This window comes from Paraburkholderia sp. J67, from assembly GCF_905220265.1.
GTDB lineage: Bacteria > Pseudomonadota > Gammaproteobacteria > Burkholderiales > Burkholderiaceae > Paraburkholderia.
The window spans coordinates 64,831-85,773 of sequence record NZ_CAJMZK010000036.1 but is presented as its reverse complement, the minus strand read 5'-3'; the positions used below and the strand labels follow the sequence as shown (position 1 = coordinate 85,773).

Here is a 20,943-nt window from a genome sequence, read left to right as displayed (position 1 = left end):
AGTGCTGCCCCGCACAGGGGCAACGCTAATAGACCGACAAGAAAACAAGAAAATGCCAACACCCGAAAGCCCCGCCAGCAGAATCCCAAAAGACCAAACCAAAAAACCGATACCTAGGCCGAAGCATTCTCAAATACCGAACACGCCGCACATACACGCGGCCCCCGCCAGGGTTTCCACGTACCACGCCTCGCGGCGAGCGCCAAAGTCCCATTTCCCCCCGCCCCCACCCCATCACCATTCGCTTTAACCGATAGCTCATATCTGGGTTTCGGCCTATCTGCCAAAAAAACCTCCCTCCTAGAATAGCTCCGCCCTTCATAGAAAACGCCTCAGAAGCCGCCCGCCAAAACCCAACCCGCGCGGAGCGCCGCCGAAAAAACCAACCACGAGGATCCGGAGCATGTCGCACACCCCTTACCTGGCTGCCGCCATTGCCATCGCCACACTCGTCAACACGGGTTTCGCCAGCGCCGCCGCGCCGCTCACCCAGCTTGGCAAGCCTGAAGGACAGGTCAACATCATCGCGTGGCCCGGTTATATCGAGCGCGGCGACACCGACAAGAAATACGACTGGGTCACCGGCTTCGAAAAGGAATCCGGTTGCAAGGTCAACGTGAAGACCGCCGCCACCTCGGACGAAATGGTCACGCTGATGAACCAGGGCGGCTACGACCTCGTGACGGCGTCGGGCGACGCCAGCCTGCGTCTCGTCTACGGCAAGAAGGTGCAACCGATCAACACGGCGCTGATCCCGGCCTGGAGCACGGTCGAACCGCGTCTGCAAAACGCGCCGTGGCACACCGTCAACGGCGTGCACTACGGCGTGCCGTACCAGTGGGGCGCAAACTTCCTCGCCTACAACACCAAGATCTTCCCGAAGGCGCCCACGTCGTGGTCCGTCGTGTTCGAGCAACAGACGCTGCCCGACGGCAAGAGCAACAAGGGCCGCGTGCAGGCCTACAACGGCGCGATCTATGTGGCCGACGCCGCCGTCTATCTGATGCACAAGAAGCCCGCGCTCGGCATCAAGGACCCGTACGAGTTGAATGAAGCGCAGTACGCAGAAGTGCTCAAGGTGCTGCGCGCACAAAAGCCGCTCGTGCACCGCTATTGGCACGACGTCACCGTGCAGATGAACGACTTCAAGAACGAGGGCATCGCCGTGTCGAGCGCCTGGGGCTATACGGTCAACTCGCTGCAAGGCGAGAAGTTCCCGATCGCCGCGACGATCCCGCAGGAAGGCGCCACCGGCTGGGCCGACACGACCATGATGCACGCCGATGCGCCGCATCCCGTGTGCGCCTACAAGTGGATGAACTGGTCGCTCAACCGCAAGCTCCAGGCCGATCTCGCCGAATGGTTCGGCTCGAACCCGGTGATTTCGGGCGGCTGCAGCCAGAAGGCCGTGGGCGGGTCGAACTTCTGCTCGGCAAACGGCTATGACCGCTTCGACCAGATCCACTTCTGGAAGACGCCGGTGGCCACGTGCTCGCAAGGTCAATGCGTGCCGTACAGCCGCTGGACCCAGGACTTCATCTCGATCATGGGCGGTCGATAGGATTCCAGACTATCCACCAACCCGATCCGCACCGACTCACGCATCCCGCAGGAACCGCTATGAACAGCGCAGTGGAATTCTCGAAGGTCTCGCGCCACTTTGACGGCGTGCGCGCCGTGGACGACGTCTCGCTCGTGGTCGAAGACGGCGAATTCTTTTCGATGCTCGGGCCGTCCGGCTCGGGCAAGACCACCTGTCTGCGCCTCATCGCGGGCTTCGAGCAGCCGACTGCGGGACGCGTGGTGCTGCATGGCCGCGACGCCACCGGCCTGCCGCCCTATCAGCGCGACGTCAACACGGTGTTTCAGGACTACGCGCTGTTCCCGCACATGAACATTCGCGACAACGTCGCGTATGGTCTGCTGGTGAGCGGTGTCGACAAGCGCACGCGCCATCGTCAGGCGGAAGAGGCGCTGGATCTGGTGGCGCTAGGCGGCTATGGCGCGCGGCGGCCCGGTCAGCTTTCGGGCGGTCAGCGCCAACGCGTCGCGCTCGCCCGCGCGCTCGTGCGCCGCCCGCGCATTCTGTTGCTCGACGAGCCGCTCGGCGCGCTCGACCTCAAGCTGCGCGAGCAGATGCAGACCGAACTGAAATCGCTGCAACGCAAGCTCGGCATCACCTTCGTCTATGTCACGCACGATCAGGGCGAGGCCTTGTCGATGTCGGACCGCGTGGCCGTCTTCAACAAGGGGCGCATCGAGCAGGTGGATACGCCGCGCAATCTCTATACGCGCCCGGCCACGCCCTTCGTCGCCGATTTCGTTGGGACCTCTAATGTCATTGCCGACACCGCTTCACTACAACTCGTCGGCACGGCCAAGCCGTTCTCGATTCGCCCCGAGCATATCCGCTTCGCCCAAGGCACGAGTACCAGCACAGACGACGTGCGCCTGCTTGGCACGCTGATCGATATCCAGTACTACGGCGCGACGAGCCGCTTCGAAGTGCGCTCGCAAGCCGGCCAGATGCTGGCCGTCACCGTGGCCAATCAGGACGATGCGGGCACCGTGCTGCCCGCCGTTGGCGAGAACGTGACGCTGGCCTGGCCGCGTCGCTCGATGGTCGCGCTGGAGCAACGGGGATGACCATGGCGACAACCTCCAACTCCGCCGTGCCGCGCGCGCCCGTCGCACGCGACGGCCTCGTTCGCCGCGTCTGCGGTTTTCTGCATCGCCACGCGAACCTGTCGCTGCTCTTGCTGCTGTTGCCGCCGCTGCTGTGGTTCGGCGTGGTGTATCTGGGGTCGCTCTTCGCGTTGCTGCTACAAAGCGTGTGGCGCTTCGACGACTTCACGATGGCCGTCAGCCCCGATTTCACGCTCGCGAACTATCTCGCGCTGATCCGCGACGCCGCCAATCTCGACGTGGTCCTGCGCACCACCGCGATGGCCGCTTGCGTGACGCTCGCGAGCGCCCTGCTGGCGTTTCCCGTCGCCTATTACATGGCGCGCTACGCGAAGGGCTGGAAAAAGGGCCTCTTTTACGTGGCCGTGATGCTGCCGATGTGGGCAAGCTATATCGTCAAGGTCTATGCGTGGACCGTGATTCTCGCGCAGGGCGGCATTCTCTACTGGTTCATCGACATGCTGCATCTGCGCGGCGCGCTCGAGGCGCTGCTGCGCCTGCCGGTCGTGGGCGGCGACTCGCTTTCCACCTCCAATATCGGCCGCTTCCTGGTCTTCACCTATATCTGGCTGCCGTTCATGATCCTGCCGATCCAGGCCGCCATCGAACGCATTCCCGCCAATCTGCTGCAAGCGTCCGCCGACCTCGGCGCACATCCGCGCCAGACCTTCCGCACCGTGATCCTGCCGCTCGCGTTTCCGGGCATCGTGGCGGGCTCGATCTTCACGTTCTCGCTCACGCTCGGCGATTACATCATTCCGCAACTGGTCGGCCCGAGCGGCCTGTTCATCGGCACCATGGTCTATACGATGCAAGGCTCGATCGGCAACGTGCCGATGGCCGCCGCCTTCACTGTCGTGCCGATGCTGCTGATCGGCGTGTATCTCGTCATCGCCAAACGCCTCGGAGCCTTCGATGCACTCTGACGCCCAACCCTCGCGCCTGTTGCGCTGCGCCGCCTGGGGCGGCCTCGCCTTCCTGCACTTGCCGATCCTGGTGGTCGCGCTCTATGCGTTCAATACCGAGACCAGCGCGTTCAGCTTCCCGCTCAAGGGCTTCACGCTGCACTGGTTCGCCGACGCCTTCGCGCGCGACGATATGCTCGACGCCGCGTGGCTCTCCGTGAAGGTCGCGGCGCTTGCGACGCTGCTCGCGGTGATCCTCGGCACCGTGGCGGCGCTCGGGCTGTACCGCCGCAACTTCTTCGGCAAGGAAGCCATTACCTTCGCGCTGATCCTGCCGATCGCGCTGCCCGGCATCATCACCGGCATCGCCCTGCTCTCCGCGTTCAAGACCGCGAATCTGGACCTCGGGTTCTGGACCATCGCGGTGGGTCACGGCACGTTCTGCGTGGTGATGGTCTACAACAACGTGGTCGCGCGGCTGCGCCGCCTGCCCGCCAGCCTGATCGAAGCGTCGATGGATCTGGGCGCGGATAGCTGGCAGACCTTCCGCCATATCGTGCTGCCGCAGATCGCCACGGCGTTGCTTGCGGGCGCGATCCTCGCCTTTGCCCTGAGCTTCGACGAAATCATCGTCACGACCTTCACGGCGGGTCAGGAACGCACACTGCCGATCTGGCTGCTCAACCAGCTTTCGCGGCCGCGCGATGTGCCCATCACCAACGTGGTCGCGCTGATGGTGATGGCGGTCACGATGATCCCGATTTTTGGCGCGTGGTATCTCACGCGCGATACTGAAAGCACCGCGGGCAGCAGCCGATAATCCCGCATCGGCAAACCCCGTACTTCTCGCACGCAATGGCTCAATGAAGAGAGATCACATGGAAAAATCGTTGCAAACCAGCCTCCTGATCGGCGGTGAATTCGTACCGGGCCAGGGCAGCAAGGAAAACGTCTTCAACCCGTCGACGGGCGAAGTCATCGCGCTAGTGGCCGAGGCCTCGCTCGAACAGGTGCAGGCCGCCACCGCCGCCGCGAGCCGCGCGTGGCCCGCCTGGGCGCGCAGCACGCCGAAGGATCGCGCGACGCTGCTGCTCAAGCTCGCCGACGCCATCGAATCACGCGCCACCGAATTCGCGCGGCTCGAATCGCTGAACTGCGGCAAGCCGTATCTGGGCGCGCTCAACGATGAAATCCCCGCCGTCGCCGACGTGTTCCGCTTCTTCGCGGGCGCCTGCCGCACGCAGCACGGTCCCATCGCCGGGGAATATCTCGAAGGCCATACGAGCATGATCCGGCGCGATCCGATCGGCGTGGTCGCGTCCATCGCGCCCTGGAATTACCCGCTGATGATGGCCGCGTGGAAACTCGCGCCGGCCGTGGCCGCGGGCAACACCGTCGTGCTCAAGCCTTCGGAGCAGACGCCGCTCACCACGCTCAAGCTCGCCGAACTGATCGCCGCGATCTTCCCGGCAGGCGTCATCAACGTGGTGACGGGGCGCGGCGACACCGTGGGCGCGCCGCTCATCACGCAACCGCAAGTGCGCATGATCTCGATCACGGGCGATGTCTCGACGGGTCAGCGCATTCTCGAAGCCGCCTCGCGCTCGGTGAAGCGCACGCATCTGGAACTGGGCGGCAAGGCGCCCGTCATCGTGTTCGACGATGCCGATCTCGACGAAGTGGTCGCGGGCCTGCGCACGTTCGGCTTCTACAACGCGGGGCAGGACTGCACGGCCGCGTGCCGCATCTATGCCGAAGGCAAGATCTACGACAGGCTGGTAGCCGACCTGTCGAGCGCCGTTGGCTCGATCCGCTACGGCGAGCAGCACATGGAAGGCGTGGAGATGGGCCCGCTGATCTCCGAGCGGCAGCGCGGCCGCGTGGCGAGCTTCGTCGAGCGCGCCGCCAGCCTGAAGCACATCGAAATCACCACGGGCGGCAAGATCGCCGACACGCGCGGCTTCTTCTACGAGCCGACCGTCATCGCGGGCGCGCGTCAGGACGACGAGATCGTGCGCCGCGAGGTGTTCGGCCCGGTTGTTTCGGTCACGCGTTTCGAAGGCACGGAGCAGGCCATCGACTGGGCCAACGATTCGGACTTCGGCCTCGCGAGTTCGGTGTGGACGCGCGACGTCAACAAGGCGTTCAAGGTCGCTGCCGAACTGCAATACGGCTGCACGTGGATCAACACGCACTTCACGCTGGTGAGCGAAATGCCGCACGGCGGCATGAAGCGCTCGGGCTACGGCAAGGATATGTCGATGTTCGCGCTGGAGGAATACACCTGCGCGCGGCATATCATGGCGCGCTTCTCGTAAGCGATTAACCGCGACGCGTGCAGAACCCGCTTCTGCACGCGTACGCGGGGCGTCGGCCACATTCTGCGCATCAGGGGAAGGTTTTCCTTCTCCCCACCCCCTACTCCCACGCCGCTCGCAATTTCATCTCACGTGCCCTGATTTCGATAAAGGTGCGCACGCACCGATTCGGAATTCTCGTGTATTCATTTAGCCTGATTACGCCAAAACTATCCTGATCGACGGGCATAGCCCGCAGGACTCAGGAGGCTTCAGGCATGCGCGACAACACGACCGGGCGCGATATGGCGCTTCAGGGCGACATCACCGACCACGGCGGCAAGATCATCGACGGCGCACCCGATCGAACCCATATGGGGCGAAGCGTGGCGCTGGAAGGGCATCGCGTCGCCTGTCCGACATGCGGCGGGGAATTCCACATCATCGCAACCAGCGAGAACACCCACGGTGGCAGACGCATTGCTTACCTGGGCGACAAAACGACTTGCGGTGCGACGTTGCAAAAGGCGTCCACATGAAGGGCACCCTGCTGCCAACCGCGTTCCCCACGCTGTCGATGCGCGCACGGGCGCTGCGCGAAGCATTGACCGTGCGGCGTGTACGCGGCCACGAAGGCATCGGCCAGCTCTTCGAATATCGCATCGAGGCCACGGCGCCTCGCCCATTCGATGTGCTCGATCGCTTCATGTACGACGATATCGATCTGGACCGGATACGCGATACACCGGCCACCGTCACGATCGATCTGGAAAACCTCGGCGCGCATGCTTTTGTGGCGCGCGGCGCGGGCGCGCGCGAAATAAGCGGGCTGATTGCATCCGCCAACGTGCTGGGCACCGAGGGCAAATGCATCGTCTATGAATTCGTGCTACGTCCCTGGATATGGCCCGCTACGCTACGCAGCAATTCGCGCGTCTGGAATGGATCGATCCTCGATTGCATGACCGACGTGCTGCGGCCTTATCAGGGGGAAATCGACTGGCGCATTACGGGCAATACCGGGCCGGGCGCCAATCCTGAGCGCGACTTGATACGCCAGGCGTGGGAAACCGACTGGAATTTTTTCCTGCGCCTTTGCGAAGAATTCGGCTATCTCGTGTGGTTCGAACATCGCGACGGCACCCACGTGCTAGTCATTGCCAACAACACGCGCGCGTGCCCTGAACACGACTTTCCCTTCGACACCTTGCCCTATCACACCAGCGGCGGCAACGCGAACGAAGAACATATAACGGCATTCGTGTATTCGAGCGCCTCTACCATCGGCACCGTTGCGGTTCACGACCACAGCTATATGTCGCCGCGCCAGCGTGTTGGCAGTTCGCCCTACTCAGTTGAATATGGCGATTCCCGGGACCAGCACAGCTTCCATCACGAAACCTATACGCTCGCGGAATTCGCTCAACCCAAAACACGACTGGATGCCCCCGAAGCCGGTGAGGCCTGGCAGGAAGACGCTCGCCACCTCGCACGCGTCAAACTGGAAGCGCAACGCTGCTCGGGACGATACGCACGCGGCGAAGGTCCACTGCGCGGCATTCAATCGGGCAAAACGTTCAAACTCGCGCGCTATCCCCATCATGCGGCCAATCGGGCGTACGTGGTCACACGCGTGGACCTGGATATCCGCGAATTGCCAACGACTTCTGGCACGCTGCCCCAGCACACTACGGCCTGTTCATTTGAAGTCGTACCCGCCGATGAACCTTACCGGATGCCCCAGATCACGCCGCGCCCGCGTATTGATAGCTGTGAATATGCGGTCATTGTTTCGCCCAACGAATACGAAATCTGGATAGATGAACACAATCGCGTACTGATTCAATATCCGTGGGATCGCGAGGGAATATATGACGGGCGGAAATCCATATGGGTACGCCTGGCCTCGCCGTGGCAAGGCGAACAGATGGGCGTAATCGCGCACGCACGCCGCGGCGACGCCGTTCTGGTGACGTACATCAATGGCGATCCGGACCGCCCCGTGGTTTGCGCCTTCGTGCCCGATATCGACCATAGACCGCCCTGGGCACTGCCCGCGAATCAGGCGCTATCGGGCATGCGCTCGCGTAGTCTCGAACATGGGACGCAGTCGAATCATCTGGCACTGGACGATACGCCCGGCAGGCTACAGGCGCAGATTGCCAGCGATCACGGTAAATCGAGCATCAGCCTGGGCTATAACACGCGCATCGACGGCAATAAGGGCCGCCAGGACGCGCGCGGCGAAGGCATCGAGGCAAGAACCGATTTCTGGGGTGTGCTGCGCGCCGCAAAGGGATGGCTGGTCACGAGCTTCGCGCGCGCGAGCGCGGCTGGCAAGGTCAAGGATATGGATGAAACGCTCTCTCGGCTGAATGAGGCGCGGGGTATCCATGAGGAACTGGCGCGGGTGGCGCAACGGCACGGTGCGCAGCCGGCTGCGAGTAATCAGAACGAGGTGACTAGCGCGATTGAGAGCGCCAATGCCGCACTACGCGGGAGCGGGGACGTCGATTTTCCGGAGCTTGAAGTGCCCGATATTGTTATTTCCAGCGCGGCTAATGTGCATTCTTCCGCTGAAGGTAGCACGCAGATCGTAAGTGGTGAACACACTGCATTGACCTCGGGTGGCCATATCGCGTTTGCGGCGGTCAGGTCGTTTTTTGTGTCGGTGGGGAAAGCCGTTTCCGTGTTTGCGTCGAAGTCCATCACGTTGATCACGCCGGGCCGGGTTCGTGTCGAATCGCAAACCGACGATCTCGACCTGATCGCACGCAAAGTCGTCCATATCCTGAGCGAACAGAAAGAAATACTGATAACGGGGAAGCGCATAGTTTTGAACGGTGGCGGAACGGAATTGACGCTAGGCGAGGACGGCATATTCGGTTTTACCGATGGAAAATTCCTTGTCCACGCCGCAACGCATGCGACCGATAAGCCGCAGGCAGTTCCCGTCAAGGCACCGATTACGGATATTGGAGAAGCAAAGGTCGTCGATCGTTATGTCTTGCCGGACGATGGTTCAGGGCTAGTCATGGCGCAACAGCGCTACAGAATCAAGCTTCAGGACGGACAAGTGATCGAGGGTATATCGAACGTACATGGGCAAACATCGCTTGTGATGAGTGACAGTATTCAGATAGCGGAACTCCAACTATTGCGCAAAGACGGCACGGTGAGGGGTATCTATCGGCCGGGTTTGACAAGGGCAGTAGGTATCGCATTCAAATCCTCCGGGAGCGATCAGCGATGAGCGATGAACAAGACGTAGACGAGTACCAGAAAGTCGGCCCGTATCTGCTGAAAAAACTCAAACCCGGCCCGACCACTGCTGAATTCGAACCGACCTATGCCCCATGCACGCCGGACAGGTGGGGAATGCGCTTCTCCGACATCGATCCGCAACGCAGGGGACGACTTATGTATCCCGTGGCGCGCGACTATGCGAAAGCGATTCATGATCTACTAATCAACAAAATTAAATGGGGCAATGCCTATTTCGGGTCGGGCATTGCGGAACCTGTACTTATGCTCACGTGGCCTATTGATCGCGAACAATTCAATAAATTTTTCGATCTGATTAAGCCAATCATCGGAGCCCCATTGGCCAGCCACGCAGATGGCTTTGGCATCCCGGAATCCGCGATGCCCGCAATCGTGTCCTACACCCCATCATCATCGTTTGAACAGGGCGCGTTTGCGCCGAATAGCTGGGAGATGCGCCTCAATCTCGGCACGTTGGAGGACATATTTAAGGTCAAAGAAGTCGCACCAACTGCGGGCGGTCGTGAAAGTCAAACGCAAAAACTCGAATCTTTCGCCGATACGCTTTACCACGAATCGCGACATTGCCAGCAGTCATTCTGGATTTTCGCTCTAATTACCCAACACCCCGAAAATTTTGAAAAAATATCAGAAATTTCGAATTTTCCCGCATTAATCACCAGTCCAACGATGGGAGGAACAAGGATTTCGCGCATCGCCCTCGATCTCGCCTCTAAGGCAGCGTTGCCTGACGATACTTCCGCTTTTATTAGCCTGAAACGGATGGCGGTGGGCCAGTATTGTCAGAATCTTTATACCTGGATCAAAGGGGGATATTGGCCGCCCTATCTCGAGAGTCTTGACGCGGCAAAAGACCACTACATGAAAGTGCGAGCAGCGGCCATTGATCTTTTGCAAAACGTCGGTCTGGGAGGGACGCCAATTGACGTTGATGCGATGGTTGAGGTGAAAAAAGGATGCACTTGGGATTACAGCGGAAGACCCTGGGAGAACGATGCTTTCTTCTGCGGTGATATGGCAACGGCTTACTGGAAACCTTTTTTTGGTCTGAATCTTTACACGCATGCGACAGATCAGTGTAGCCATGCTTACGAGCTTGCTTATATGCACAAGCCTGCTAACTCCACCAATAATGGCGAAGGCAACGGAAAATGAAATGACACTTAATATCAATCAAAAATTGAATGCCGAACAACAGGCTGAATTCTTTCGATTCGTTGAATTTGGAACAAAATGGATCAAGGGGGAAATGTCTTTTGACGAAATCAAAGAACAGATCGGAATTCCGCAATATACAAGCGACCAAAACGGAAGAATTCAATATTTATATTTTCCACACAAGTTGATGGAATTAAGCTTTTGGTTCAATCACCCTAAGGTGGGCAGTGATCAAATCATTATTGATGCGTTTTCTATAAAACTTAACGATGAAGTGCAGACAAATATTCCCTATGAAATATTTGACAAATTTGAATTTCGTCGCAAAGTGCGCGGCGAGCGATTAGATGGTGAGCGGGTCGAGGAATCCGATTTTGTCAGTTTCCCACACTTCCTGGATATTTCCAGTTCGACACCGATAAATACGGTAGATTTTTGCTATCGCTTGCCGTTACCCGGTAAATTGCCATATGACGTAAACATAGGGATTGAATATCTGGCTGAACTGGTTAGCGAGAAAGGCCCCTGGAATCTTGACAACGTACGGACGGCGGTGAATCTGCGCGAGCTAGATATTTTCCGGCACTACCTGAATGAGAAGGAGTTCAAGCAGCAAGGCGAAGCATCGCATGAGAAGTAACGTGCCGATGTGCGTACCGGTGCCCAGATTCGGCCGGGTGTCCCGCTCTCGGCGCCGAGGGCGATGCAATGTAACCGCCAACTCTACTAGACCAGATCTGGGCATGATGCTCTGGCAGGACAATACCGCTATGCAATCAAGAAGAAATTGCATCTGTATAATTTAAATTCAAAAATTAAAACAACTCTCGTAACAATGAAAAACATAACATGACGAGGACGCTTTTATCTGTGGCGAGCTGGTTGATTTGTACTGGAATGCCCCTGACAGGACTCAGCTCAGAAATCCCGGCACATGCACAAAATCTTATCGCGCAACCATCCGACGCATCAAAGGAACCGGCAATGCATGACGACACACTTGATGTTCAACAGCATGCAATTGTCAATGTTCTTGTTGAAGCTATGGCGATTCTTCGTGAAGATAATCCATTCAACTCTAAAATCCAGGCATTCGGAGAACTGTCGTCAACAGAGACAGATCCTGACTATCCCGGCAGCGTATATTTATACACAAATAGAACGTTTCCAGAAGCACGAATAACGCTCTCCACTGCGACTGATCCGCGAGATGACTCGAAAGACAGGATGAGAGTCCAGGTTATTCCCGCCACATTTGAAATTCTGTTTACCGGTGAACTGCTAGAAGTTAGCCGACCTCTACTCGTCAAACACCTCGATCTAGCTGATTACTGGGTCGACCGTGACGGAAAACCGCGGCCGGGAAATGATCTGGGACCTGGCTTTCCCCCGCTGGAACGCGTTCATCAATACCGGTATAGAGCAAATGACCCTAAAGGAACAGGTCTATTGGTGGATGTTGATCTAGATTATGCGGACCCTGACAGCAGTGATACAGATGGACGCCAGAAGCTATTACACGTCCGTATCGAGCGCCGCATGCTCTCACCTCACGCCAGAAATACACGACGGCAAGGAAGATAAGCAGAAGGACAAGCGCCGATGCAAGGGGAGCATCACCGACTCCTTGTGAACGGGCCGGGAAATCCCTCCGGTAATCGGTCCTCGCATCTATGCGCACGCTGCACAATGCGCGCCGAGAATGCGCGGGGCGCATTCGCCCACAACACGCTATGCTTGCCACTCGCTTACGCAATGCCCACCCGAAGGGCACTCAAGGAGGCAGGTCGGTATGGACAGCAAGATAACCGTCGCGGGCGTGGTCGGTACGGGGTTAATGGGCGTGGGCATCGCGACACAATGCGCGCTACACGGGCTGCGCACGATCGTCCATGACGTCGATGCCGAGCGCCTCGCCAGCGTGGCCGCAAAAGCCGAAGCCGTGCTCGACGAGCTGATCGACGCAGGCCGCATCGACACCCATGCACGCGCCGCCGCTCTCGCGCGTATCGAAACGAGCACGCAGCTCGACATCATGAAAGACGCGCAATTCGTCTTCGAAGCGGTGCCCGAAGTGCTCGACCTCAAGCATCGGCTTTATGCGCAGCTTGGCGCCGTACTCGCGCCCGATGCGATCCTCGCGAGCAATACCAGCGGCTTCGAACCCGATCTGCTCGCGCGCGCCCTGCCCGCTCCCGAGCGCTTCGTGATCGCCCACTTCTGGAATCCGCCACACATGATTCCACTCGTCGAAGTGGTGCCTGGCAGCGCCACCGCACCGGAAGTCACCGCGCGCACCGAAGCACTGATGAGCGCGATCGGCATGGAGCCCGTCGTGCTCGCCAAGGCCATTCCTGGTTTTGTCGGCAATCGCCTGCAATTCGCGGTGCTGCGCGAGGCGCTCAATATCGTGCGCTCGGGCGCGGCGACGCCAGAGGTGGTCGATCGCGTGATGAAGGCGTCGCTCGGCCGCCGCTGGGGAATCGTCGGTCCGTTCGAGAGCGCGGATATGGGCGGTCTGGATACCTTCGTCGATATTTCGTCGCATCTGATGCCCGAACTCGCGAAGGACGAAGACGTGATTGACCTGCTGCGCAAGCAGGTGGACGCCGGTCGCGTCGGCGTGCGCAGCGGCGCGGGCTTCTACGATTGGGACGATGCTCATCGCGCGCGCGTGAAGGCGGCGCGCCGCAAGCTGATCGCGGGCGGCTGAAAGAGAAGAAGCCGGCACGAGGCCGGCTTCTCCGTACTGCGATGGGCCTTTGATGTTTGTGAGTAATCGGCCCGTTCTCTCCTCGGCTAACTTATCCCTTGTGCTGCATCGGCAAAGCTGCCTGCTGCGGTTTATTTAGGCAGCGCGCCCGTCACCGAGCCGAGCAGCGTCGTCGCCGGCGCCAGCGCGTTGCCCGAGCCGAGCGCATGCGTGGCCGTCGAGCCGACCGAGGCGACCAGGCTCGTCACCGGCGCAAGCGCGCCGGAGGCAGTCGAAGTCGCCGAGCCGCTAGTCTGGCTCGCCGTCCCAGCGCTCGCATTCGCTGCGTTGCTGGTAGCGCTGACGCCTGCACCGATCGCGCCCGTCACCGAAGCCGTCACCGAAGCCGTCACCGTGCTTGCCGATGCCAGCGTCGAGCCGAGTGCGCTCGTCGCCGTGCTGACCAGCGGCACCACCGGATTGCTCTTTGCGACGCTCGCGAGCGTGCTGGTCACGGTGCCAGCCGTACCCGTGAGCGTACCGAGCGCGCCAGTGATCGGCGTAATCGGGTTGGCGCTCGCCAGCGTGCTGGTCACCGTGCTGATTGCGCTGCCGACCGGGGCAGTGGCGCTGTTGAGCGCGGTCGTGACGGGTGCGAGCGGGTTGCCGCCCGCGGCGCTTGCGAGCGTGCCGGTCACCGTGTTCACGGCAGAAGTGACGGGGGCCAGTGGGTTGCTGCCTGCGGTGCCCGCGAGCGTACCGGTGACGGTGTTCACTACGCTTGTGATCGGCGTGAGCGGCGTGCTGCCGGTGCCGCTTGCCAACGTGCTCGTGACGTCGTTCACGACGCTCGTGACCGGAGCCAGCGGGTTGCTGCCCGCGGCACTCGCCAGCGTGCCGGTGACGGTGTTCACAGCATTCGTGACCGGCGCTAGCGGATCGCTGCCACCTGCGCTCGATGCCGCGGCGGTCAGCGAGTTGAGCGTGCTCGCCAACGTGCTCGATCCCGAGTTCAGCGCATTGGCAACGATGCCCGTGGTCGAATCGACCGTGTTGACCACGTTAGCCGTCGTCGTCCCGGACGCGGTGCTTAGTGCTCCCACTTCCGTGTCGACGGCGTTCGCGAGCGTGCCAGTTACGGCGTTGACCGTATTCGCGAGATTGCCTGTGGTGGCGTTTGCCGCGCTGGCGAGGGTGGTTGTCGCCGCAGTAGCTACATTCGTCACAGGGGCGAGCGGGTCACTGCCCGTTGCGCCCGAAAGCGCGCCGGTGATCGTGTTCACGGCACCAGTTACGGGAGCAAGCGGATCACTACCGCCAGCACCTGAAAGCGCACCCGTAATCGTGTTCACCGCGCCCGTCACAGGCGCGAGCGGATCACTACCGCCTGCTCCTGAAAGCGCATCCGTAACCGTATTCACCACACCCGTCACAGGCGCAAGTGGATCGCTACCGCCAGCACCCGATAGCGCACCCGTGATCGTGTTCACGGCGCCCGTCACAGGCGCAAGCGGATCGCTACCGCCAGCACCTGAAAGCGCATCCGTGATCGTGTTCACGGCGCCCGTCACAGGCGCAAGCGGATCGCCAGCACCCGCACCCGAAAGCGCATCCGTGATCGTGTTCACGGCGCCCGTCACAGGCGCGAGCGGATCGCTACTGCCAGCACCCGAAAGCGCGCCTGTGATCGTATTCACCGCACCCGTCACAGACGCAAGCGGATCACTACCGCCAGCACCCGACAAAGCACCCGTGATCGTGTTCACTGCGCCCGTAACCGGAGCAAGCGGATCACTACCGCCAGCGCCTGAAAGCGCACCCGTGATCGTATTCACAGCGCCCGTCACAGGCGCGAGCGGATCACTACCGCCAGCGCCCGAAAGCGCACCCGTAACCGTATTCACTACACCCGTCACAGGCGCAAGCGGATCACTACCGCCAGCACCCGAAAGCGCACTCGTAATCGTGTTCACCGCGCCCGTCACAGGCGCGAGCGGATCACTCCCACCCGCACCCGACAAAGCTCCCGTAACCGTATTCACTACACCCGTCACAGGCGCAAGCGGATCACCACCACCCGCACCCGGCAGCGCACCCTGAAGCGCGCCAACCACGCTACCCAGCTGCGCGAGCGGCTGACCGCCATAGTTCACCGCGAGCCCGGCTGCGCCCCCCACCGCCACGGTGACATCGTTGCCCGTCGCCACCCCGACGACCCCGCCTCCCACCACGATAGTCCCCGGCGCTGCACCGGCTCCTGCCGCCGCGCCCACTGCCACGCCGCCCCCCGGCTGCGTCGAATCCGCCCGTGCCGCGCCGCTGGCCGCCGCGGCGAAAACCGCCGCGGTGCACAACGCCAAGGAGGTGATTCGCGTCTTCACGTTGTTCCCCATCGCTAGCTCTCTCTATAAGTTGGTTGTCGCAGCGCCCGGCTGCGAAGCCAGACATTGCAGAGACCATGCCAACTGGCAAAAGCGAGCGACGGCACGCTGCAATGGCGAGTGTGCGTGACGCATCGCATTGAAAACGATGCGCAACGATTCGACGTAACAGGGAAATCAACGGACGTTACGAAATTGCGTAACGTGACATGAATGCGCGGCAAAACTGCGTGCGCATCCAATCAGCCGATAGAGTGGAAAATTCGCGAGAAGGGTGAAGGCGTGGCGTGAACGTACGTTAAAAATCGATTCACCATCACCAACATTAAAAAGGATAACTGACAATAATAATTATCAATAACCGTACAAGCAAAGCCTTAGCCGATAAGGATGACCGCGACCGGAATCCTGCGCAACCTATCCATTTGATGAGGTCAGGAAGGCCGCTCGCACTCACACCCGCACCACAAAAAATCCATCTCAAAGCGCTTATGCGAATTAGCGCTCAACGCGCCTCGCCATCTTTCAAGCCGACTCAAAAATTCATTTTGAATTTCGAAATTCATTACAACAATCGACCGTGTTACGGGTTGTTCCGTAACACGTGACATCGGCCATTACGTTACGCCCCATGTCACATGCATCGTTACGTTCGTTGCACGTACATCGACCTGTCCGGCGTCCGCCATCGTCCATCCGGCGAAAGCCGCGCCGCACAACGTTCTGACTACCTCAGGCGCCTGTCGCCGCACCTCGCGGCCCAGATTCGTCAGTCGAATGGCACACCTGTTGCATTAGATGCAGCGCAGCAATCGAGCACAGGCGTCGACACAAGGCGCAAAGCGGCCGCCTCTCACGGCCACGCTCGACGAGAGGCCTGGAGGAGACACAGTCACAGCCACGGGCCGACAGATGGCAGGCGGCGCAGCGCATCCGTGCGCGGCGCGGCCCTGGCGAAATCGAGTGCAGCCGTCACGACAGCGATACGACGCCGATGCGTCCTGGCGCCGTGCGGCCGGCTGCGAATGCGTTCGTCTTTTGGCATTGCATGCGGGGGAAAATCTCATGTCAGTCGAGAAGCAGGTTCTGCCACTACCGGGTGGCCTGAAGGTCTACGTCGAGCACCATTGCTTCGATCCGTCGTTTGAAACCGTGCTGCTGGTCAACGGTGCGCTGGCGACTACGGCGTCGTTCGGCCAGACCATCCGCTATCTGGGCGAGCGGGTCAACGCGCTGTGTTTCGATCTGCCCTACGCGGGCCAGTCGCGCCAGCACAACGTGTGCGACTACGCGCTCACCAAGGACGACGAGATCGACATCCTCATGCATCTCGCCGACCGCTTCCAGCCCGCGTACCTGCTCTCGGTGTCGTGGGGCGGCGTGGCGTCGCTGTTCGCGCTCGCGCGTGGTTGCGCGAGCGTGCGACGCGCCGCCATCGCGTCGTTCTCGCCCTTCCTCAACGCGGCGATGACCGACTACGTCACCCGCGCACGCGACCATATCGCCGCAGGTGAAAACCTGAAGGCCGCGCAGTTGCTCAACGATACGGTGGGCCGCCATCTGCCGCGCATCATGAAGCTCTACAACTACCGCTATCTCACGCGCCTGCCGCGCGACGAGCAGGACCAGGTGGCTTTTCACGTCGACCAGATTCTCGCGATGGAACCGCAGCATTACCTCGATGAGTTCCGCCGCATTGCCTGCGACGTGAAGTTCGTCAATGGCGATCTCGACGACTACACCACGGCCGCCGATGTACGCCGTCTGGGCGACTATGTGCGCCACGCCGAGTTCGCAACGATTCGCGGCGCGGGCCATTTCCTCGATCTGGAAGGACGTTCGCAACAGGAGCAGATGCGCACCCTTCTGTGCGACTTCTTCTGCGGCGAGCGCGAGGCGCTCTCCTCCATCGAGTCGATCGAGTCCATCGCCTCCATCACGCCAGTCGCGGCCATCGCCAACCCAGGCGTGCCGCTGCGCCTGCCGATGCAGATGCCCGCGCTCTCCTGACGCGTCGCCGCGCTATTGAATCCCTCGTCGAGACCCTTTCATGAATATCGTGCAAAGCATCGCCATCGTCGTTCCGTGGCTCCTGTGGCTCGCGTACTGGATCGCGACCGCACAGGCCGTTAAAACCACCGCCCGTAAGGAAGCGCGCGGCACGCGCACCTGGCAGTCGATTCCGCTGATCGCGGGCGGCGCGTTCGTGATCCTGCCCGATCCCACGCTCGCCTCGCTCTTGCCTGACTGGTCGCAACTGGGCGTGGCGCAGTGGGCCGGGTTCGCAATCGTGCTCGCGGGGTTGCTGTTCTCGGTGTGGGCGCGCGTGCATCTGGGCACGAACTGGAGCGTCTCGGTCACGCTCAAGGAAGGTCACGAGTTGATCCGCAGCGGCCCCTACGCGCTCGTGCGCCACCCGATCTACACGGGTTGCCTCCTCGCGCTCGTTGGGTCGGCCGTGATCGGCGGCACGTGGCGCGGGGTGCTTGGCGTCGCATTGATTTTCGCGTCGCTGGCCTTCAAGGTGCGCGTAGAGGAAAGCTGGCTCACCGGCCATTTCGGCGATGCCTACGCGCGCTATCGCCGCGAAGTCGCCGCGCTGATTCCCGGCATCTACTGATCCGCGCGGCGGCCCGATGGCACAGATCATCATCACGGCGATAGGTTCGGCGGGCGACGTGCATCCGCTCATTGGCGTCGGTCGCGCGCTCGCCGCACGCGGTCATCGCGTTGTGTTCTGCACGCATCCGCCCTTCGAGGCGGCCGCGCGACGCGAGGGCTTCGCGTTCGTCGCCATCGGCACAGCCAGCGACTATGCGGCTGCGCTCGCCGATCCGGCGCTATGGCATCCGCGCACCTCGTTCAGGACGCTATGGGCCTTGATCGCGCCGGTGCTGGAACCGCATTATGAAGCGCTCGTCGCGTTGCGCGATCCCGATACGGTGCTGGTCGGCACGCTCTGGGCCTTCTCCGCGCGCCTCATGCAGGAGCGGCACGGCACGCCTTATGTGTCCGTGCAGGTCTCGCCATCGACACTGCTTTCGGCCCATGCGCCGCCCGCGCACAAGCGCCTGACGATTCCTCGCGCGCTGCCGTTACCCATCAAGGCCGCGCTGATGACGCTGATCGAGCGCACCGTGCTCGACGCCGTGTGCGGGCCGCGATTGAACGCGCTGCGCGCGACGCTCGCGCTGCCGCCCGCCACGCGCATCCTCGGCCGCTGGCTCCATTCGCCCGATGGCGTGCTGTGTCTCTTCCCCGACTGGTACGCCGCGCCGCAGCCCGACTGGCCATCGCAGCACAGGCAAAGCGGCTTCCCGCTCTTCAACGATCTCGACAACGACCTCGACGACAGCGCGCCCGACGCCGAACTCGAAGCCTTCCTCGCGGCGGGCGAGCCGCCCGTGGTGTTCACGGCGGGATCGACGCTGATCGACCGCGATCACTATGCGCGCGCGGTCGTGCATGCCTTGCGTGCGACGGGCACGCGCGGACTGCTGCTCGGCGCGGCCCCGGGCGACGCACAACACGGACGCGACATGCCGCGTCAGCGCCTGCTGCATCGTCGCTACGTGCCCTTGCGCGCGCTGCTGCCGCGTTGCCGCGCGCTCGTGCATCACGGCGGCATCGGCACCGCGTCGCTCGCGTTCGAAGCGGGCCTGCCGCAAGTCGTCACCCCGTTCGCGCACGATCAGTTCGACAACGCGCAGCGCGTCGCCGACGCGGGTTGCGGCGTGCGACTCGACGCGCCCATCAAGGACGCGCAACTGGCCCGCGCTCTCGCACGCGTGCTGCACGATCCGCTCATCGCCACACGCTGCGCACAGCAGCGCGCGAAGCTGGCCGCCTCGCCCAACGGATGCGACGACGCGGCACGCTTCATCGAGCGCTTCGCGCCATCGGCGGCGCAAGCGTTCGCGTCCGCCGTCGCGCCAGAGCCACCGCGCGCGCCCGTGCTCAAGGTGGTTCGCACATGAGCACGGCAACGCCCTTCGCCCTTCCCGGCCCACAGGCCGCAAGTGGCCTGCGCCTCGCCCTGCTCACTTTCGCGCTCTCGCTGGCCACCTTCATCGAAGTGCTCGACTCCACTGTGACGAACGTCGCCGTGCCCGCCATCTCGGGTAGCCTGGGCGTTGCCAACAGCCAGGGCACGTGGGTCATCAGCTCCTATTCGGTGGCGGCGGCCATCGCCGTGCCGCTCACGGGCTGGCTCGCGCGCAGGCTCGGCGAAACGCGGCTCTTCGTCGGCGCGGTGCTGCTTTTCACGCTCACCTCGCTGATGTGCGCGCTGGCTGCCGACCTGCATGTGCTGGTCGTCTGCCGCGCCTTGCAGGGGCTCTGCTCCGGGCCGATGGTGCCACTCTCGCAGACCATCCTGATGCGAGCCTTCCCGCCCGCCAGACGCACGCTCGCGCTCGCGCTGTGGGGCATGACGGTGCTGCTCGCGCCGATCTTCGGCCCCGTGGTGGGCGGCTATCTGATCGACACGCTCTCGTGGGAATGGATCTTTCTCATCAACCTGCCGATCGGACTGTTCTCCTTCGTTGTCTGCGCAACCATGCTGCGAAAGGAGGCGCGGCGCGGCGAACGCGTTCCTGTCGATTTCATCGGTATCGCACTGCTCGTCATTGGCGTGGGCGCCTTGCAAGCCATGCTCGACCTCGGCCACGACGCGGGCTGGTTCGACTCGACGCTGATCGTCACGCTCGCCATCGTCGCCACGCTCGCGCTCGTTTCGCTGCTGCTCTGGGAAGCGGGCGAGGCGCAGCCCGTCATCGACCTGAGCCTCTTTCGCGACCGCACGTTTTCGTTCTGCGTGCTCATCATCTCGCTCGGCATGGCGAGTTTTTCGGTGGTGGGCGTAGTGTTCCCACTCTGGCTCCAGGCCGTGATGGGCTACGACGCGTTCCACGCGGGGCTCGCAACCGCGCCGCTCGGCATTCTGGCGCTGGTGTTCTCGATCCTCGTCGGCCTCTACGCGCACCGCTTCGATGCGCGCATCCTCGCGACCTTCGGCTTTCTCGTGTTCGCCGCCGTGCTGTGGTGGGACACGCATTTCACGCTGACGATGACCTTCACGCAGATCGTCACGCCCGGCCTGATCCAGGGCATCGGCCTGCCCTGCTTCTTCATTCCGCTCACGGCGGCGACGCTCTCGCGCGTACCCGATCACCAGCTTGCCGCCGCGTCGAGCCTGTCGAACTTTCTGCGCACGCTCGCGGCCGCGTTCGGCACGGCAATGAGCGTCACGCTCTGGGACCACCGCGCGACGTTTCACTACGCCACGCTCGCGCAATCGGTCACGAAGGCATCGGACGGCACGCAGCACTTCGTCGCCACGCTGCATGCGATGGGCGCGAGCGGCGCGCGCGAACTCGGCGCGCTGCAACAGGTGACGATGCAGCAGGCCTACATGATGGCGACGGGCGACATGTTCTTCATGGCGAGCGTCACCTGCGTGCTGCTCGCGGCGCTGATGTGGCTCACGCGTCCCCGACGCGGCGCCGCGATGTCGCTCGGGCATTAACGCAATCGACACC

Annotated in this window: 16 protein-coding genes; 15 read left to right on the top strand and 1 reads right to left on the bottom strand. The window is 61.8% G+C overall.

Annotated features, from left to right (window positions below; translation table 11 throughout):
- Positions 1–403 precede the first annotated feature (403 nt).
- From U5782_RS37220 to U5782_RS37170, 11 genes are all read left to right on the top strand, one after another.
- Complete coding sequence (locus tag U5782_RS37220) at positions 404–1,561, top strand: ABC transporter substrate-binding protein (protein ID WP_322048856.1); 1,158 nt, start codon at positions 404–406, stop codon at positions 1,559–1,561.
- A 59-nt stretch (positions 1,562–1,620) separates the two neighbouring features.
- Positions 1,621–2,646 (top strand): ABC transporter ATP-binding protein, encoded by a 1,026-nt coding sequence (locus U5782_RS37215; RefSeq protein WP_322048855.1) that lies wholly within the window; start codon positions 1,621–1,623, stop codon positions 2,644–2,646.
- 2 nt (positions 2,647–2,648) lie between these two features.
- A complete protein-coding gene (locus U5782_RS37210; protein ID WP_322048854.1) occupies positions 2,649–3,611 on the top strand; it encodes an ABC transporter permease in 963 nt (320 codons plus the stop codon).
- Positions 3,601–4,410, top strand: coding sequence for an ABC transporter permease (locus tag U5782_RS37205; RefSeq protein ID WP_322048853.1), 810 nt, complete (start codon positions 3,601–3,603; stop codon positions 4,408–4,410). The genes U5782_RS37210 and U5782_RS37205 overlap by 11 nt, the downstream gene beginning before the upstream one ends.
- Before the next feature lie 58 nt (positions 4,411–4,468).
- Positions 4,469–5,908 carry a gamma-aminobutyraldehyde dehydrogenase gene (locus tag U5782_RS37200; RefSeq protein ID WP_322048852.1) on the top strand — a complete coding sequence of 480 codons (1,440 nt, stop codon included), beginning with the start codon at positions 4,469–4,471 and terminating at the stop codon, positions 5,906–5,908.
- 257 nt (positions 5,909–6,165) lie between these two features.
- A complete protein-coding gene (locus U5782_RS37195; RefSeq protein WP_322048851.1) occupies positions 6,166–6,426 on the top strand; it encodes a PAAR domain-containing protein in 261 nt (86 codons plus the stop codon).
- Complete coding sequence (locus U5782_RS37190) at positions 6,423–9,140, top strand: type VI secretion system Vgr family protein (RefSeq protein ID WP_322048850.1); 2,718 nt, start codon at positions 6,423–6,425, stop codon at positions 9,138–9,140. The genes U5782_RS37195 and U5782_RS37190 overlap by 4 nt, the downstream gene beginning before the upstream one ends.
- The gene (locus U5782_RS37185; RefSeq protein ID WP_322048849.1) at positions 9,137–10,327 is read left to right on the top strand and encodes a hypothetical protein; all 1,191 of its coding nucleotides are present in this window, start codon (positions 9,137–9,139) and stop codon (positions 10,325–10,327) included. The genes U5782_RS37190 and U5782_RS37185 overlap by 4 nt, the downstream gene beginning before the upstream one ends.
- A gap of 1 nt (position 10,328) precedes the next feature.
- Positions 10,329–10,970: a hypothetical protein gene (locus U5782_RS37180; RefSeq protein ID WP_322048848.1), complete on the top strand. Its 642-nt coding sequence runs from the start codon at positions 10,329–10,331 to the stop codon at positions 10,968–10,970.
- A gap of 209 nt (positions 10,971–11,179) precedes the next feature.
- Positions 11,180–11,914, top strand: a complete 735-nt coding sequence (locus U5782_RS37175) for a hypothetical protein (protein WP_322048847.1) — start codon at positions 11,180–11,182, stop codon at positions 11,912–11,914.
- A 208-nt stretch (positions 11,915–12,122) separates the two neighbouring features.
- Positions 12,123–13,043 (top strand): 3-hydroxyacyl-CoA dehydrogenase family protein, encoded by a 921-nt coding sequence (locus U5782_RS37170; protein ID WP_322048846.1) that lies wholly within the window; start codon positions 12,123–12,125, stop codon positions 13,041–13,043.
- Between the two features lie 131 nt (positions 13,044–13,174).
- Here U5782_RS37170 and U5782_RS37165 read toward each other — a convergent pair whose 3' ends face one another.
- Positions 13,175–15,403 (bottom strand): hypothetical protein, encoded by a 2,229-nt coding sequence (locus U5782_RS37165; RefSeq protein ID WP_322048845.1) that lies wholly within the window; start codon positions 15,401–15,403, stop codon positions 13,175–13,177.
- Between the two features lie 1,065 nt (positions 15,404–16,468).
- Here U5782_RS37165 and U5782_RS37160 point away from each other — a divergent pair.
- The 4 genes from U5782_RS37160 to U5782_RS37145 are packed head-to-tail and all read left to right on the top strand — an operon-like array spanning position 16,469 to position 20,930.
- A complete protein-coding gene (locus U5782_RS37160; RefSeq protein ID WP_322048844.1) occupies positions 16,469–17,413 on the top strand; it encodes an alpha/beta hydrolase in 945 nt (314 codons plus the stop codon).
- Between the two features lie 40 nt (positions 17,414–17,453).
- Positions 17,454–18,023, top strand: coding sequence for an isoprenylcysteine carboxylmethyltransferase family protein (locus tag U5782_RS37155; RefSeq protein WP_322048843.1), 570 nt, complete (start codon positions 17,454–17,456; stop codon positions 18,021–18,023).
- 16 nt (positions 18,024–18,039) lie between these two features.
- Positions 18,040–19,380, top strand: coding sequence for a glycosyltransferase (locus U5782_RS37150; protein WP_322048842.1), 1,341 nt, complete (start codon positions 18,040–18,042; stop codon positions 19,378–19,380).
- Positions 19,377–20,930 (top strand): DHA2 family efflux MFS transporter permease subunit, encoded by a 1,554-nt coding sequence (locus tag U5782_RS37145; protein ID WP_322048841.1) that lies wholly within the window; start codon positions 19,377–19,379, stop codon positions 20,928–20,930. The genes U5782_RS37150 and U5782_RS37145 overlap by 4 nt, the downstream gene beginning before the upstream one ends.
- Positions 20,931–20,943 lie beyond the last annotated feature (13 nt).

Coding starts and splice junctions, on each gene's coding strand:
- U5782_RS37220 (WP_322048856.1), top strand. CDS start 404: ATGTCGCACACCCCTTACCTGGCTGCCGCCATTGCCATCGCCACACTC.
- U5782_RS37215 (WP_322048855.1), top strand. CDS start 1,621: ATGAACAGCGCAGTGGAATTCTCGAAGGTCTCGCGCCACTTTGACGGC.
- U5782_RS37210 (WP_322048854.1), top strand. CDS start 2,649: ATGGCGACAACCTCCAACTCCGCCGTGCCGCGCGCGCCCGTCGCACGC.
- U5782_RS37205 (WP_322048853.1), top strand. CDS start 3,601: ATGCACTCTGACGCCCAACCCTCGCGCCTGTTGCGCTGCGCCGCCTGG.
- U5782_RS37200 (WP_322048852.1), top strand. CDS start 4,469: ATGGAAAAATCGTTGCAAACCAGCCTCCTGATCGGCGGTGAATTCGTA.
- U5782_RS37195 (WP_322048851.1), top strand. CDS start 6,166: ATGCGCGACAACACGACCGGGCGCGATATGGCGCTTCAGGGCGACATC.
- U5782_RS37190 (WP_322048850.1), top strand. CDS start 6,423: ATGAAGGGCACCCTGCTGCCAACCGCGTTCCCCACGCTGTCGATGCGC.
- U5782_RS37185 (WP_322048849.1), top strand. CDS start 9,137: ATGAGCGATGAACAAGACGTAGACGAGTACCAGAAAGTCGGCCCGTAT.
- U5782_RS37180 (WP_322048848.1), top strand. CDS start 10,329: ATGACACTTAATATCAATCAAAAATTGAATGCCGAACAACAGGCTGAA.
- U5782_RS37175 (WP_322048847.1), top strand. CDS start 11,180: ATGACGAGGACGCTTTTATCTGTGGCGAGCTGGTTGATTTGTACTGGA.
- U5782_RS37170 (WP_322048846.1), top strand. CDS start 12,123: ATGGACAGCAAGATAACCGTCGCGGGCGTGGTCGGTACGGGGTTAATG.
- U5782_RS37160 (WP_322048844.1), top strand. CDS start 16,469: ATGTCAGTCGAGAAGCAGGTTCTGCCACTACCGGGTGGCCTGAAGGTC.
- U5782_RS37155 (WP_322048843.1), top strand. CDS start 17,454: ATGAATATCGTGCAAAGCATCGCCATCGTCGTTCCGTGGCTCCTGTGG.
- U5782_RS37150 (WP_322048842.1), top strand. CDS start 18,040: ATGGCACAGATCATCATCACGGCGATAGGTTCGGCGGGCGACGTGCAT.
- U5782_RS37145 (WP_322048841.1), top strand. CDS start 19,377: ATGAGCACGGCAACGCCCTTCGCCCTTCCCGGCCCACAGGCCGCAAGT.